Raw genomic sequence first — 14,298 nt, 5'->3', positions numbered from 1 at the left:
TTTCGTGCTTGGAATGATTAGTTTCGACGATCGGGATCCTGCGGTTTTAACAGTTGGGGGCGTTTCTTCATCACCTTCAAGGGGAAGCGGATGAGGAAATCCTTCAAGTCGTTGATACCGTAAGGTACCATGGGGCTTGCGTAAGGCACGCCAAAACTCTTCAATCTGACCAGATGACTGCACAGCAAAAGGAAGAACATCACGACGCCGAACAAACCGAGCACTGCCGCAAAGAACATCGCGGTAAACCGGAGGACGCGCAGTGTAATGCCGGCACTATAGACCGGGATCGTGAAGGAGGAGATCGCGGTTACAGCTACGACAATAACGAGAAACGGACTGACAATTCCGGCATTTACGGCAGCATCGCCAATAATCAGACCGCCCACGATGCCCATCGCAGGTCCAATGGGTTTCGGAAGCCGGATCCCGGCCTCCCGCAAAATTTCAATGGCGATCTCCATGATGAGCGCTTCGATGATCGAGGGAAAGGGCACGCCCTGCCTCGTCTCGATAATAGTCAACGCCAGCTTGGTGGGTATCAGCCCGGGATTAAACGAAATAAACGAAATGTACAGTGCGGGTGCCAGCAGCGCCAGAAGGGCGGAGAGAAAGCGCAATAAGCGGACAAAGGAGCCCGAGATCCATCTCTCGTAATAGTCTTCAGGCGATTGGAGCAGCATGCTGAACGTGACCGGCATGATTAACGCGTAGGGCGTGCCGTCAAGAAGGATGGCTACCCGCCCCTCCAGCAAAGCGCCGATGACCCTGTCCGGTCTCTCGGTATTTTGGATTTGCTGAAAAGGACTCATGACGTTTTCTTCAATCAATTGCTCGATGTATCCCGATTCCAGCGGGTCGTCGATTTCAATTTTCCGGATGCGCGTAACGACTTCATCCACCAGATTGGGGTCGGCGATGTCCTTCATGTAAGCGACGACCAGATCTTTTTTTACCCGGTTTCCGACCTCGGATCGGGTGAGCTGAAGACTTTCATTTTTTCCATGAAGCCTAAGCAGGCCTGTATTGTCTGACAATCTTTCGGTAAATCCGATACGGGGACCTCGAAGAAGGGCTTCCGATAGAGGCTCTTCTACGTTTCGGCTTTTTCCCTTCGCCGACCCCACCAAAAAGGCTCCTTGCATTCCATCCACCAATAAACAGGGCGTGCCTGCAAGAACGGCTTGTACAAGGTCCAATAATTGACGAACATGCTTAATCTCACATACCGGCAGCATCTGGCTGCTGATGTAGGCTATGATGGCATCGCTCGAATCATTAAAGTTGTCGTGCTCCGTTTCCGGAACCCCCTCCAGCATCAGGGGTCTTATAAGATGGGTGTCGATGAGGTCGCTATCCAGCAATCCGTCCACATATACGACGACCGCCCGCGTTCGCGTGCCCCGTATCGTAAATTCTCTGATTTCCACGTCCGCATTGTCACCGATCGCTTGGCGAACCGACGTGATATCCGTGTCGTAAAGTCCCGTTAGGGAAGCGTCTGGCGAAACGCTATCCTCCCTCACGGGTGAAGAGGGGATGTTGGGCTTTAGGGAAAAGCTTGAGTTGATTGACTTGTGAAACCATTTGGAGAACATCAGCATCACGACGGGGACAAAAAAGAGCAGAAAGGCTTGGAAAAATATCGTCCACTTCGGAATATAAGACGCAATGACGGACCACACCGATAATCACCCCGCAGTTTCTTAGCAATTGGGTCATAATGCGAATCATGTGTATTGTTACCCGAGGCGATCTTGAAAATTCCTGTATTTTCAATATTAGAGAAGGGGACCCACGGGTCTGCCTTCCAATGATGACGAATGGGCGCTGGAAAACTGGATACACAAAAAAAAGGCATCCCCCAGGCCGCTGTACCTGATGGGATGTCCTTATGATGCGAGTTAAGCTGAAGCTCTTACTTCTTCGATATCGAGAACGGCAGTTCCTCCGCACTGTAATGTCGGTAGCTTGGAGCCAATCCAAGACGGAAATCGAGGGATTTGCCTGCCAGAATATCCTCATGCGTAATGTACAGTTTAGTGTAATCCTGTCCCTCCAATTGCACGTTCGCCACGAAATTGGACTGCGGATTGTTGTTGTCGGTATGAATCAACATCTGTTTGCCGTTTGGCAGCTCAATGCTCACGCTGTCGAACAGCGGGATGCCGAGCACATACTCATTGCTGCCCGGACATACCGGATAGAAGCCCATGGAGCTGAACACATACCAGCCGGACATGCTGCCGTTATCCTCGTCGCCCGGGAAGCCGTCAAAGCCGCTGTTGAACAGGTTCGACATCAGCTGTTTGAGGATCACCTGGGATGATGCGGGCTGCCCTACATAGTTGAACAGATAAGGAATATGGAAGCTAGGCTGGTTGGAAATCGCCAGCTGGCCATAATCGATGGCGGCCATCTCGCTCATCTCATGAATTTCAAAGCCGTAGCCCCGGACGTCGAAGTCTGGCGCTTTGTTGCACAATTCGGTAATTTTGTCGAAAAAGCGTTCTTTCGAACCATACGCTTCGATCAAGCCTTGGAAATCCTGGAATACGGCAAAGCTGGTTTGCCAAGCGCTTCCCTCGGCATAATCGAGTCCCCAGCTCGTGTCGTTGAAATTCGGACGGAACTGACCGTTCTGATCTTTGGCCCGCATGAAGCCGGTCTCCGCATCAAATATATTCTGATAGTTGAGCGCGCTTTGTCTGTACTGCGCGGCTATGTCCGACCGGCCCAACACATCGGCCACGCGGCTGATGCAGTAGTCGCTGTATGCGTAATCCAGGGTGTGGTTTACGCTCTCATGATAGCTGCTCGGAACGTAACCGTACTTGATGTAGTCCAGCGTTCCTTGACGTCCATAACAATTCTGTCCGCTCTGCGTGGTGGCTGCGGTCAGCATGGCCTCCAGCAGTTCCGGGAGCAGATGCTGGGCGAGTCCCTTAGCCGCCGCATCCGCGATGACCGCGTCAATAAGCGTGCCCGGCATCAGTCCGCGCTCATCCGGGGACAGCCATTTTGGCAGGAAGCCGGTCTCGCGGTAAGAATTCAGGAAACCTTCCAGCATTTCCTCGTATTCCTTCGGCGCGATGATGGAATAGAGCGGATATACGGTCTTGTAAGTATCCCAGAAGCCGTTATTGGTATAGAGCACGCCCTTCTTGACGGATCGGGCCGTTGTGTCGTAATGAACCGGCTCCATATCGGCATCGAGCTCATAGAACTTCTGCGGGAACAAGAACATGCGGTAAAGGCAGGTATAGAAAGTGCGCATATATTCCTCGTTCGGGTGAGTGACCCGGATTTTGTTCAGGTAATGATTCCAGGCTTCCGCCGCCAATTCTTTCTGTTCGTCCAAGGTTGTGTCGAGCTCGCGAGTCAGATTAAGCTCCGCTTGCTCCTGGCTGATGAAAGAGGTCGCCAGCTTAACATCCAGGGTGCCCTTTTCACAGTCCTTGAAGCGAATGACGACATGCTGGTCCGCATTGACGAAAGCGACCTCCGGGAAGAACTGGCCTTCGGCGTCGTAGTAACCGGTCGCAGAGAGATCCATGTCCTTGCTGAAGCTCATGGCCACGTACATGCGGAATCCTTTATCGTGACAGTCTGCGAAGTTGCTGACATAACCGGTCATTTTGCGCTGGGCAGCATCCACCCGGAACTCGCTTTGGCTTTGGACGTTTAGCACAAGGCCAGCCTGCTGCCCGGAATTGTATTTCATGCGCAGCGACGCGCCATAGCAGCTCGGTACCAGCTCCGTGGTGATGTTGTAGCGCTGCTGCTTCACTTTTAGATAATGAGGCTTGAATATCGCTTCCTCCGGCCGGTACGAGCTTTGGCAGGTGAAGACGGAACCCCTGATTTTGTCGTCTGCGATCGGAGTCATCAGGAAGTGGGCAAAGTCGCCCATCCACGGACTCGGCTGGTGCGTCAGGCGAATGCCTTGGAAGATGCGGTCATTGGGGTTGAAGAACCAGCTTCCTTCGTTTTTGGTCTGCACGACATAGTGGTTCATACCGAACGGCACACCCGTGTAAGGGAGTGCATTCCCGTTGGAAAAGGTATATTGGTTGTTGGTGCCCTGTCTGGTATCGACATAGTTCAGCATGTAAAAGTCTCCTTTGTTATTGAGGAATAGGCGGATTATAACTTCTTCACGGTCTGGCGTTCCATGAGCCGAACGGGAATCACCACATTCTCAAGAGGGTGTTCCAGAGGGTGCTCTATGAGGGATATGAGGTTCCGTGCAGCCTGATATCCCATCTGTCCAAAGTCCTGCGATATGGTGGTCAGCTTGGGTTCAACGAAGCTCGCGAGATGAATGTCGTCAAAACCGACCACGGAGAAATCGTCCGGAACGGACAAGCCCAACTCCTTGGCGATTTGAATGATTTCGATCGCAATGAGGTCATTCTCTGCCACAATCCCCGTAATTCCTTGGTTCACGACGGACTGAATAAACTGAATATAGTATTCTCTGCCGTTGTCGTGGTCATGGGTTAAGTAACGGTCGGTCAAGTCATTGACGCTGTAATCGATCAGGCTGTAATCATACAGAGCCTTCAAGTAACCGAAATACCGCTCCCGGATGGAAGAGGAATTCTCTACCTTCAAGGAGGAGATAAAGGCGATTTTTTTGTGATTGTTCTCGATCAGATGTTTGGAGGCTTGGTATCCGCCGCCAAAGTTATCGGAGACGACCGACAGGAAGGGGATGCCTTCAATGCACTTGTCGATCGTCACAAGCGGGTACTTTGCCAGGTGATATTGATACAGAATGCCAAGGTCCGAGATGCTGCTGATCGGGTAGAGGATCAATCCGGAATGGGCGCTTTGAAGCGCAGACTCCAACAGCTTGCGCTGCCCGACAATCGTGTTGGACTGAATGTTCAAGCTATAGTCGGTCGTTGCGAGATATTCATTGATGCCTTTCTCGTAATCGCCTAGTCCCGGATTATGGGCGAACGGGAGAATCAGCAGAATCTCTTTGCCGGTCTTGCTCAATGGTCGGTGATCAACCTTAGCGTCGCTTACGAAGCTCCCCTTGCCCTGGATCCGGTAAATCAGCTTGGCATTCTCCAGCTCGTTCAGCGCTCTCTTCGATGTAATCCGACTGACCTTATATTCCTTGGAAATCTCGGCTTCGGTCGGAAGCTGGTCTCCAGCCTGAAGCTCCCCGGATTCAATCTTGGCTGTTAGAGCGTTGACGATATGTTGATATAGTGGAATTTGTTCCATATGAGATCACCTCGCTAAATTTGATATATCATTTTTCAGGGGGGATGTCAAAGTTTAAAGATGCATTTGAATAAGATGATACGGTTGTTATGGTTGAGCATACGGAAAGGCTGGATTGGAAATTCCCGATATGTGTCAGACGGGATTATTAAAGTATGGTTGTTATTATAAGGATAGTCTCCCTGGTTATACTTCGGAATGAAACGTCCGCCGAGCCGCTAAATAGAGAAGATGAGCACTGAAATATCGATTAAATGGTATGTCATTTGATCAAAAATCAGGGATATTTGATATATCAAATTTAAGCTGTATGTATCAGCGGGTAGGACCTGCATCCGGCACATTTATTATTCCCATAATCATGCTGACCCTTGGCATATTGCATCTTGGCAGCCTTGATGCTGGCTGGTATCAGCTTTATGTACATGATTTGACAGCATATCATTTGAGTGATAAATTGACTGTGATTACGATAGAGGAGGTCAATGGAATCAATGAAGCAATTGGGATTTCATCAGGAGAACCGGTTAGCCATGCTGTCATGGATTCGGATCACCCGGTTTCAGCAGATCGGCAATCACATCTCGAATGAGTTTTTGCAGCCTTTCTGCATTACCGTTGCCCAATTCGACGTGCTGATCCAGGTCATGGCCCACCAACCTCTATCTCAGCAGGAGCTGGCCGAATATCTGTCCATCAGCGGCGGCGGCGTTTCCCACATGGTGAAACGGCTGGAGAAGCTGGGCCTCATTGTCCGCAAGCAGGATTGGAAGGTGAAGTACATCTCGCTAACCGAGAAGGGACAAGCCTTGCTGGAAGAAATTATCCCGCTGCTGTCGGATTTTCAAACCTCCATGTTTGATGTTTTGGATGACCAAGAATTACAGCAGCTTTACAAGACCATGAGAAAGCTCCATCAGTATAACTTAAAGAAGAAGTCGGCAAACCCTCGGATTCGCGTCGAAGAAGAGTAGCGGAGAGGAACCATCACTGCTCTTATAGCGATACCCGGATGGGCGATCAGCCATGATAAGGAGTCCCCTTAAGAGCGGATTCCTTTTTTTGCGTGGAAGGGAACTCCCTCCTTAAGAATGAGACACAAATTTTGATATACAAGTCGGGAACAAACGTTCTATAATGGAAAGGGATGATTATGATCTGTACGGGAGGTTGTTATAGTTGAAGAAGAGCGCGCTGTTGGTCATTGATGTGCAGAATGAGATGTTTCAAGTAAATGATCCGGTGTACGAAGGAGATCGATTGCTCCACAATCTCAAGCAGCTGATCGCAAAAGCCAGAAGCGGCGGCATTCCTGTTATTTACATCCAGCATAATGACGAAGGGTTGAAGGCAGGTTCGGAGGCGTGGAAGATTAATCCTGAGATCACGCCTGCGATGTCGGATACCGTCATTCAGAAGACAAGACCGGATTCCTTCTACCATACGACGCTTGAGGAGGAATTGAAGAGGCAGGGCATCGAGCATGTAATCCTTGCGGGCATGCAAAGCGAATTATGCGTGGATACCACCTGCCGGAGAGCATCCAGTTTGGGCTATGATGTCACGCTGGTGTCCGATGCCCACAGCACCTGGAACAATTCGGCTTTAACGGCGCAGCAGATCATCGATCACGAGAATGCAACGCTAAGATGGTTTGCGGACATCAAGACAACGGAAGAAGCCCTTTGTACAGAAGAAGCCGGCGCGTAAACGCCGGCTTTTTATTTGGAGTTAGAGTATGCCTTCGGGCACTTTTCCCTCCCAGCAAGGCTGAGCGGGCAGTCCCAGGACGTGACCGATGACGACGGTCGTGTCCATGATGCCGATCGGTGCTTCGATAAGGCCGGGCTTTACGCCTGGGCCCGTAATTCCCCAAGTAATGGTCATATCCATGGGGTGATCACTTCCGTGATCGTTAGGATGTGCGCCTCCTCCGCCGTGATCCGTGACCGTAAGGATCCAGGTGTCTTCCAGCAGCTGCTGATCTTTGAGTGCTTTGACTATCATGCCTACGTACTGATCGGTTACGGCAATTTGCTCCAGCTGCAGATCCGTACCGAATCCGTGCTTGTGGCCGGCGCCGTCGGGGTGATCCAGCTGAATGAACATCAGCTTGAAATCGGGCTGTTGATGAATATAATCGACGATGGCCTCCGCCAGCTCGGGGTCCGGTTTGGATTCCATATGAACGTTAATCGTATTCTCAATGATTCCCGTGTTGATCGGTGCCCAGCAGCTGAATGCAGACAAGGGGGCATCCGGCCATTGCCGGCGAGCCAGCTTGAACAGCGAGGCATAGGGGAAGTCCTCCGGAATCCTGCCGTGGATCGCCCGGTCATTATCAAGACCATGTCGATCCGGTTTTACGCCGTATAAAAGCGAGCCCCAACATTCGGCACTAATGCTCGGATATACGGTCTGAGCATCGTAAGAGTATGCTCCTGCCTTCAGCAGAGCGTGAATATGCGGAGCATCCGCGTTTTGAATGAACCCGCCTGCTCCATCAATTCCAAGAATAACGACACGGTTAGCCATCGATAGATCCTCCTCGGTATGAACATTTTGATCTTCGTGAATTCATGCAGCCGATTCCTACCCCCATAGGGCAATCGTGATGATGCCTATCGTGATGAGCGCTGACATGACGATTCGCCGCCAGCCTTGCTGTTCGCGCAGCACGATGATGCCCAGAACGGTGCCGAACACCGTGCTGATTTCACGGACCGGGGCAATGTGCGCAAGCGGGGTGAGCCGCATGGCAAACAGGAACAGCAAGTACGAACCCGGTGCCAGGATGGAGCCCAGCAGAATCGTGCGCCAGTTCACCGACCATTCCCGTTTCAGCTGCCTGGACAGCGCCACGGGAACGACCAGGGCGACGAAGTAACTGATGTTGGATAACTGGATCAGCGAGACGGGGGAGACCCCTGCATCCAGAATGGCTTTGTCGGTCAGGGTATATCCGGAAATGCAAAGCCCGACCAGACAAACATATAGCAAGGCTTTGGGGTTTACGCTGGATTGGCCCCTGAGCCTCAAACCCGATAAAGCGAACAGCGAAAAAATGATAAGACTCAGCCCCATATAGCCTGCCGTGCTTAATTGTTCATGAAACAGCACGAGGCTGCACAGCGAAGTCAACATGGCGCCAAGCCCCCGCATGAAAGGATACACTTGAGACATGTCGCCATGGGTATAGGCTTTGGAGAGCAGCGTGATATAGCAGCCTTGAATGGTCATGGACAGCAGCATAAGACCGTAAACGGGCAGTTCCAGCCGCAGCCCCGACATCTCCACGATAAAATAAGGCATCAGAAAGACCAACGTGACGGAGTGGATGCACCACAGAAATACCGATTTATGAATGCTTCGCTTCGTAAACAGATTCCAAAGGGCATGGGTCAGTCCGGAAGACAGCACCAGCAGCAGTGACAGCAGCTCCATCGGCTATTGTCCTATGAGCACTTCGATGCCGCGGGCGGACAGATTATCCATCCATTCCCGTGAGCATCCTTGATCCGTGATGACCATGGAGATATCATCCAGCTTGGCGAGCTTCGAGAACGTGGTTACCCCAAGCTTCGTATGGTCCGCGAGAACGATGCCTTCCTCCGCACGTGCAAGCATTTTTCGCGAGATATAAGCTTCGTCCAGATCATAATCGGTAATGCCATCGGTTAACGAGATCCCGCCAACCGAGATAAACGCTTTATTCACCTTGAACTGCTCCAGCAGCATTTCGGTAAGAGGTCCGGTTGACGCTTGCTTGGTCCGGTCCATATCTCCGCCGATAAAAATAATCCTCCCCTGAAACATCTCCATCGCGAGGTTCATTATAGGCAGCGAATGGGTGATGACCGTGACATCAGGCCGGTCTTTAAGATAGCGCATGACCTCAATCGTGGTCGTCCCGTTATCGAGCAAAACGGTTTCGCCATCCTTGACAAGGGAGGCGGCGAGTTTGCCGATCGCGGCTTTTTCTTCCGCGCATGTCTGGGAACGGCTGGTGAAGGACGGCTCGATATGCCCGGATCGCGATTTGACGGCGCCGCCGTAAACCTTGCGCAGTTGGCCTTCTTTTTCTAACCGGTCCAAATCCCTCCGGATCGTTTCGGCGGATACCTCCAGCTGTTCTGCCAAGGCGTGGACCTTCACCTTGCCTTCAAGCTCCAATTGATTCAAAATCTTCCCTCTGCGCTCCTCATAGGTTACGGACATAAATGCATTCGCCTCCATGTGATATATGACTGATGATGACCGAAGTTGTGGATTCGATCTTATATTAGGATGGATAATTGACAATGTCAACAAAAATCATTGACTTCGGGGCGTTTTCTCCTCTAATATACACATAAAACCACAACAACCAACATGAAAACCACATGTCCAAGTAAAAGGAGGCAATGTGCGATGAAGCCGATTCTTCGATTCGGAGACGATCATACCTTCAAGATCGTGCAGTTTACAGATATTCATTGGAAGAATGGGGAGCCGGAGGATCAGATGAGCCGGCGCTGCATGGAGACGGTGCTCGACCTGGAGCAGCCCGATCTGGTGGTGTTTACGGGCGATCTTATTTATTCCGGCGAAGCCGACACCGGTTATAGAAAGTGCCAGGATCCGGCGCAGGCCTTCAAGGATGCCGTGTCTGCGGTGGAGTCCCGCGGAATCCGCTGGGCCTTCGTATTCGGGAACCACGATACGGAGGGCGAGGTCACGCGCGAAGAGCTGATGGATGTCGCCATGCAGCACGCTTATAATTGCGCAGAGCACGGCTCGCCGGATATTCATGGCGTAGGGAATTATACGCTGCCTTTATACGGCAGCAACGGGGAAGAGACGGCGGCCGTTTTGTACTTCTTCGACTCAGGGAGAGAGTCCGAACACCCTGCCGTTCCGGGGTACGATTGGATCCGGCGCGACCAGATCCGGTGGTATGAAATGGCGTCCCGGGCATACAGCGCCAAGCATCAGGGGAACCCGCTGCCGTCATTGGCTTTTTTCCATATCCCGCTGCCGGAGTATCGCGAGGTGTGGGAGCGGAAGACGTGTTATGGCAGCAAGTTTGAGAGGGTGTGTTGCCCGGAGGTGAATACCGGGCTGTTCGCGGCGATGCTCGAGCAAGGGGATGTGATGGGCACGTTCGCAGGACATGATCACATCAATGATTATTGGGGCGAACTGCACGGCATCCGCCTCTGCTACGGCAGAGCGACCGGGTATGGCACATATGGCCGCGAAGGCATGCTCCGGGGGGCAAGGGTCATTCGCCTGCATGAAGGACAGCGGCAGTTCGACACCTGGATCACGCTGAGCGACGGCTCGCAGATCCGGGAGCAGGAGAAGCATGAACCAGGGACGTCTGACTGATACACAACGCGCACGGCAGTAACAAACACACCTCTTATGAACATGGCGGTTATGAACCCGACCACTTCATGAGAGGTGTGTTTGTTTGCGTTATTTTCCCTGTCCGTTCGTAAGCATGCGCAGCAGCAGCTCCGCTCTAGGAGGCGCATAGCTCGGATCCTCCTGGGATTTCAGCGTCATTAATCCCGACAGCACGGATAAATAACAGGCCGCCAGTTCTCTCAGATCGCCAGCCGCGATCTCTCCTGCCTGCTGTCCGGCTTCGAACAGCGGCATGAGCTGATCCACGAAGGCATGGATGGAATAGCTCTCGATAATCCGTTTGGCCTCTTCCGGCACGCCATCCGAAGTGCGTGCTTGCTGAATCAGCATGAAGTGCGAATTATCGTCCTCTTGAAGAATCATGGAGGTCAGCAATGTAATTTTCTCAAGAGGGGTACCGGGCACGTCATAGATGTCGGAGAGCGCGTGCCGTGCCTCATCCATTGACCATTGTACGAGCGTAATGAACAACTCGTCTTTGGACTTGAAGTAATGATAAAGCAGGCCGTGACTGACCCCGGCTTCGCCGGCGATCATGCTCATTTTGGTTCCGAAAATACCTCTTTTTGAGAATACTTTGATGGCTGCTCGCATGATTTGTTCTTTTCGTTCGTCGCGTATTTGATGCAGTTGTTCTTCATTTAACGGGGCCATTTCTTGTCAATCCCTCACCATGGTATTCTCTTGCTGATATCCACAATAACGCATTTGGATTATTCGGGCAATCCCATGGTTAAAGGCAGGAATTCCGTATTAAAAGCGGGGATGATCTGCTCCAATAGCTCCTCCAGCGGCATGCCGGCCTCTTCCAGCACTTGATGGAGCCAAGCGTTGCCCTGTCCGGAACAATCCGCATTCACGATGGCGGCGATGCTTTTAGCATTAAACAGATCATTAGGCGAAGCGAACAGGCCGGTGACCATCATGTACTGCTCAAATACGGCCATGTCGTGGTGGCTGTAAGCCAGTTCCTGGCATATGTCGAACAGCCTCTGGGCAAAAGAAAACCCTTGGGCGGACAGTCGGCCTTCGTATTTCACGCCTGCCCATCTTAGATCGGCCGCTGCACTAAGCCACCATGCAGGTTCTATGGCGGATTGAATCTCCTGAAGTGCCGAACGCTCGAATCCCTGTTCAAGCAGGACTCCTTCCTGCTTAGACTGCAAGCAGCGGTCCAGCGTGTCTGCCTGGATAGCCGCCACCGTCATGCCTTGGCCGAATATCGGATCGAAGCTGCAGAAGGCATCGCCAAGCACTAGAAGACCGGAGGGCCAGTCCTCCATCTCCTCGAAATGCTGTCTCACGCACTCTTCGATCCGGTAGCCTCGCGGACTCGAGACAGGCTCCAGCTGCTCAAGCAAGTTTCCGATGGCGGGTCCGAATAGATCTTGGGCTTCCTGATTGTACAGGTCGCTTTCGGTTGTCGGATAAGATGCCCCTCCCGCTCGATACAGCACGATCTCCGCAAGCTGATTCTCGATCGGATTGAAGACGGCCGTGCCGATGCCGAGAGCGGGGTCTCCTTCGTTCACGATGGTGCTCCACGCCGCATGGATTTCCTCAGGCACCTTATAATGCCGCGTGCTGTAGCCGAGAGAGATGTGCAGCCGTTCAGCCTCCGGTATCGCGTAACCGAGGTCCTGCAGCCAATCAGCCAGCTTGGACCCGCGACCGCTTGCATCCACGACGATATCCGCATTCATATGAAGGAGCGCCGGCTCCTTGACGTTCCTGTCCCGGAACACAACGCCGGTAACGGCCTTCTTGCCGGCGTCAAACAGCAATTGTTGCGCCGTCAGTTTCGGTAAGAGAGTAACGTTTGGCAGTGTAGCCACTCTGTTGCGAAGGGTCCACTCCAGCAGGGATCGGCTGCATCCCGCATTAGGCTCATCGGGCAGTTCCAGCGTGCCGAAACGGTTGGTCATTTTAACGGACTTTTGCGCTCGGGGGTGAGCACCCTGCTGAAGCAGTTCCTCGGTTATGCCGGGGAACCATCGTTCAACGATCATTTTGCCGCGTTCAAGAAAACGGTGGGGATGATAAGCCTGCGGCGTACCGGCTCGATTCTCCGGACCTGCGGGAAATTCATCCCGATCGGCGATGACCACCTCCTCATAATGCCTCGATAACACGTTGGCGGCGAATAGTCCGGCTATGCCTCCACCAAGAATCAGCGCTTTTCCTTTGGAATCCATTTGATTACCTCCAATGTAGATTGATTTAATCAGTCAATCTTAAACAAAAAAACAATCTGGTTTTCTGATTTTCTGATTTGGACGAAGGTGACGGACTGACTGGGAGTGAGCTCCCTAAGGGGAAGTTGTAGTTCTTTCCGTCTCCCTAAATTATGATTGATTAAGTCAGTCAATAATAAGATAAAGGGATTTCCTGGATATGTCAATCCCGTTTTGTGTCAAAGAAGCGTGAATTGCCTATAACTCCCCTTGTGTTCCCCTCGGAATTTTGGGACAATAAGGAGTGGACTATGAATAGAAAGAGGACCAATCAATGAACAAACCATCCATTTATGGATTAACATTAGATCAGTTGACGTCTTATCTAGGCGAGCGTGGACATAAAAAATTTCGGGCAACGCAGGTGTGGGAATGGCTGTATCGGAAGCGGGTAACGTCTTTTTCCGATATGACGGATGTGCATCCGGAATGTCTGCAGCTGCTCGAGGAACATTATACGATCCTGACCTTGGAAGAGCATACCAAGCAGGAGTCTCTGGACGGCACGGTTAAGTTTCTGTTCAAGCTGGTGGACGGCAACCTGATTGAGACCGTATTGATGCGGCATAAATTCGGATTGTCGGTGTGCGTGACCACACAGGTCGGGTGCAATATCGGCTGCAGCTTCTGTGCCAGCGGGTTGCTGAAGAAGAGCCGGGATTTGTCCGCAGCGGAAATCGTGGAGCAGGTCATGCAGGTTCAGCTTCACTTGGATCGGAGAGGCAGCAGCGAGCGGGTCAGCCATCTCGTCGTAATGGGGATCGGGGAGCCTTTTGACAATTATGAGAACATGTCAGATTTCATTCGCGTGATCAAGGATCATAAAGGGCTTGCGATTGGCCCGCGTCATATTACGGTATCGACCAGCGGGCTGGCTAACAAAATCGTCGAGTTCGCGGACAGCGATCTGGGCGTGAACCTCGCCATTTCCCTGCATGCGCCGAACGACGAGATCCGGACCCGCATCATGAAGATCAACAAAGCGATTCCGATCGAGAAGCTGATGGCAGCGATTGATTACTATTTGGAAAAAACGAATCGCCGCATCACGCTGGAGTACATTCTGCTGAAGGATGTGAACGATCAGCGGGAGCATGCGCTCGAGCTGGCCGAGCTCGTGGGCGAGCGCCGCAATCTGGCGAACGTGAACCTCATTCCGTACAACCCGGTGGATGAGCACAGCCAGTACCAGCGCAGCACCAAAGAATCGATCACCGCATTTTACGATACCTTAAAGAAACAGGGCATCAGCTGCAGCGTGCGGCTGGAGCATGGCACGGATATCGACGCAGCCTGCGGACAGCTGCGCAGCAAGCAGATCAAGAAGGCTCAGTAACAAGCAGGCAACGGGCATCCCCTTGGAGGCATTACCAACGCACCATGGGTTGCCGAGAAGTAAGGGCGTATCCAT

The 14,298-nt window shown here is 52.1% G+C and carries 12 protein-coding genes; 4 read left to right on the top strand and 8 right to left on the bottom strand.

Annotated features, from left to right (window positions below; genetic code table 11):
- Positions 1 to 17 precede the first annotated feature (17 nt).
- The 3 genes from RB297_RS23410 to RB297_RS23400 all read right to left on the bottom strand — a co-directional run bounded on the left by RB297_RS23410 (position 18) and on the right by RB297_RS23400 (position 5,241).
- A complete protein-coding gene (locus RB297_RS23410) occupies positions 18 to 1,685 on the bottom strand; it encodes a spore germination protein (protein WP_375121576.1) in 1,668 nt (555 codons plus the stop codon).
- Between the two features lie 233 nt (positions 1,686 to 1,918).
- Complete coding sequence (locus RB297_RS23405; RefSeq protein WP_375121575.1) at positions 1,919 to 4,111, bottom strand: GH92 family glycosyl hydrolase; 2,193 nt, start codon at positions 4,109 to 4,111, stop codon at positions 1,919 to 1,921.
- A 35-nt stretch (positions 4,112 to 4,146) separates the two neighbouring features.
- The gene (locus tag RB297_RS23400; protein ID WP_375121574.1) at positions 4,147 to 5,241 is read right to left on the bottom strand and encodes a GntR family transcriptional regulator; all 1,095 of its coding nucleotides are present in this window, start codon (positions 5,239 to 5,241) and stop codon (positions 4,147 to 4,149) included.
- Positions 5,242 to 5,735: 494 nt separating this feature from the next.
- On the opposite strand from RB297_RS23400, the gene RB297_RS23395 reads away from it, so the two are divergent.
- Positions 5,736 to 6,215, top strand: a complete 480-nt coding sequence (locus RB297_RS23395; protein WP_213580758.1) for a MarR family winged helix-turn-helix transcriptional regulator — start codon at positions 5,736 to 5,738, stop codon at positions 6,213 to 6,215.
- A gap of 205 nt (positions 6,216 to 6,420) precedes the next feature.
- Positions 6,421 to 6,951 (top strand): cysteine hydrolase family protein, encoded by a 531-nt coding sequence (locus tag RB297_RS23390; protein ID WP_375121573.1) that lies wholly within the window; start codon positions 6,421 to 6,423, stop codon positions 6,949 to 6,951.
- 21 nt (positions 6,952 to 6,972) lie between these two features.
- On the opposite strand, the gene RB297_RS23385 is transcribed toward RB297_RS23390, so the two are convergent.
- The 3 genes from RB297_RS23385 to RB297_RS23375 are packed head-to-tail and all read right to left on the bottom strand — an operon-like array spanning position 6,973 to position 9,459.
- Positions 6,973 to 7,776 (bottom strand): alkaline phosphatase family protein, encoded by an 804-nt coding sequence (locus RB297_RS23385; RefSeq protein ID WP_213580756.1) that lies wholly within the window; start codon positions 7,774 to 7,776, stop codon positions 6,973 to 6,975.
- A gap of 57 nt (positions 7,777 to 7,833) precedes the next feature.
- Positions 7,834 to 8,685, bottom strand: a complete 852-nt coding sequence (locus RB297_RS23380) for an SMR family transporter (RefSeq protein WP_375121572.1) — start codon at positions 8,683 to 8,685, stop codon at positions 7,834 to 7,836.
- A 3-nt stretch (positions 8,686 to 8,688) separates the two neighbouring features.
- Positions 8,689 to 9,459 carry a DeoR/GlpR family DNA-binding transcription regulator gene (locus RB297_RS23375; protein WP_375121571.1) on the bottom strand — a complete coding sequence of 257 codons (771 nt, stop codon included), beginning with the start codon at positions 9,457 to 9,459 and terminating at the stop codon, positions 8,689 to 8,691.
- Positions 9,460 to 9,651: 192 nt separating this feature from the next.
- Here RB297_RS23375 and RB297_RS23370 point away from each other — a divergent pair, with 192 nt between their 5' ends.
- A complete protein-coding gene (locus tag RB297_RS23370; protein WP_375121570.1) occupies positions 9,652 to 10,611 on the top strand; it encodes a metallophosphoesterase family protein in 960 nt (319 codons plus the stop codon).
- Positions 10,612 to 10,701: 90 nt separating this feature from the next.
- Here RB297_RS23370 and RB297_RS23365 read toward each other — a convergent pair whose 3' ends face one another.
- Together RB297_RS23365 and RB297_RS23360 are read right to left on the bottom strand one after the other, a co-directional pair.
- Positions 10,702 to 11,307 (bottom strand): TetR/AcrR family transcriptional regulator, encoded by a 606-nt coding sequence (locus RB297_RS23365; protein ID WP_096775714.1) that lies wholly within the window; start codon positions 11,305 to 11,307, stop codon positions 10,702 to 10,704.
- 59 nt (positions 11,308 to 11,366) lie between these two features.
- Positions 11,367 to 12,848: an NAD(P)/FAD-dependent oxidoreductase gene (locus RB297_RS23360; protein ID WP_375121569.1), complete on the bottom strand. Its 1,482-nt coding sequence runs from the start codon at positions 12,846 to 12,848 to the stop codon at positions 11,367 to 11,369.
- A gap of 313 nt (positions 12,849 to 13,161) precedes the next feature.
- Here RB297_RS23360 and rlmN point away from each other — a divergent pair, with 313 nt between their 5' ends.
- Positions 13,162 to 14,223, top strand: coding sequence for a dual-specificity RNA methyltransferase RlmN (gene rlmN, locus RB297_RS23355; protein WP_375121568.1), 1,062 nt, complete (start codon positions 13,162 to 13,164; stop codon positions 14,221 to 14,223).
- Positions 14,224 to 14,298: the final 75 nt, after the last annotated feature.

Origin of the sequence: Paenibacillus sp. CR_12 (genome assembly GCF_041953985.1) — a bacterium.
GTDB classification, from domain to species: domain Bacteria; phylum Bacillota; class Bacilli; order Paenibacillales; family Paenibacillaceae; genus Paenibacillus_AQ; species Paenibacillus_AQ lautus_A.
This window is presented reverse-complemented; position numbering and strand designations above follow the sequence as displayed.

Excerpts from the sequence above, each read along its gene's own strand:
- RB297_RS23365 (WP_096775714.1), bottom strand. The coding sequence starts at position 11,307 with ATGGCCCCGTTAAATGAAGAACAACTGCATCAAATACGCGACGAACGA.
- RB297_RS23400 (WP_375121574.1), bottom strand. The coding sequence starts at position 5,241 with ATGGAACAAATTCCACTATATCAACATATCGTCAACGCTCTAACAGCC.
- RB297_RS23375 (WP_375121571.1), bottom strand. The coding sequence starts at position 9,459 with ATGTCCGTAACCTATGAGGAGCGCAGAGGGAAGATTTTGAATCAATTG.
- rlmN (WP_375121568.1), top strand. The coding sequence starts at position 13,162 with ATGAACAAACCATCCATTTATGGATTAACATTAGATCAGTTGACGTCT.
- RB297_RS23360 (WP_375121569.1), bottom strand. The coding sequence starts at position 12,848 with ATGGATTCCAAAGGAAAAGCGCTGATTCTTGGTGGAGGCATAGCCGGA.
- RB297_RS23370 (WP_375121570.1), top strand. The coding sequence starts at position 9,652 with ATGAAGCCGATTCTTCGATTCGGAGACGATCATACCTTCAAGATCGTG.
- RB297_RS23380 (WP_375121572.1), bottom strand. The coding sequence starts at position 8,685 with ATGGAGCTGCTGTCACTGCTGCTGGTGCTGTCTTCCGGACTGACCCAT.
- RB297_RS23405 (WP_375121575.1), bottom strand. The coding sequence starts at position 4,111 with ATGCTGAACTATGTCGATACCAGACAGGGCACCAACAACCAATATACC.
- RB297_RS23385 (WP_213580756.1), bottom strand. The coding sequence starts at position 7,776 with ATGGCTAACCGTGTCGTTATTCTTGGAATTGATGGAGCAGGCGGGTTC.
- RB297_RS23395 (WP_213580758.1), top strand. The coding sequence starts at position 5,736 with ATGAAGCAATTGGGATTTCATCAGGAGAACCGGTTAGCCATGCTGTCA.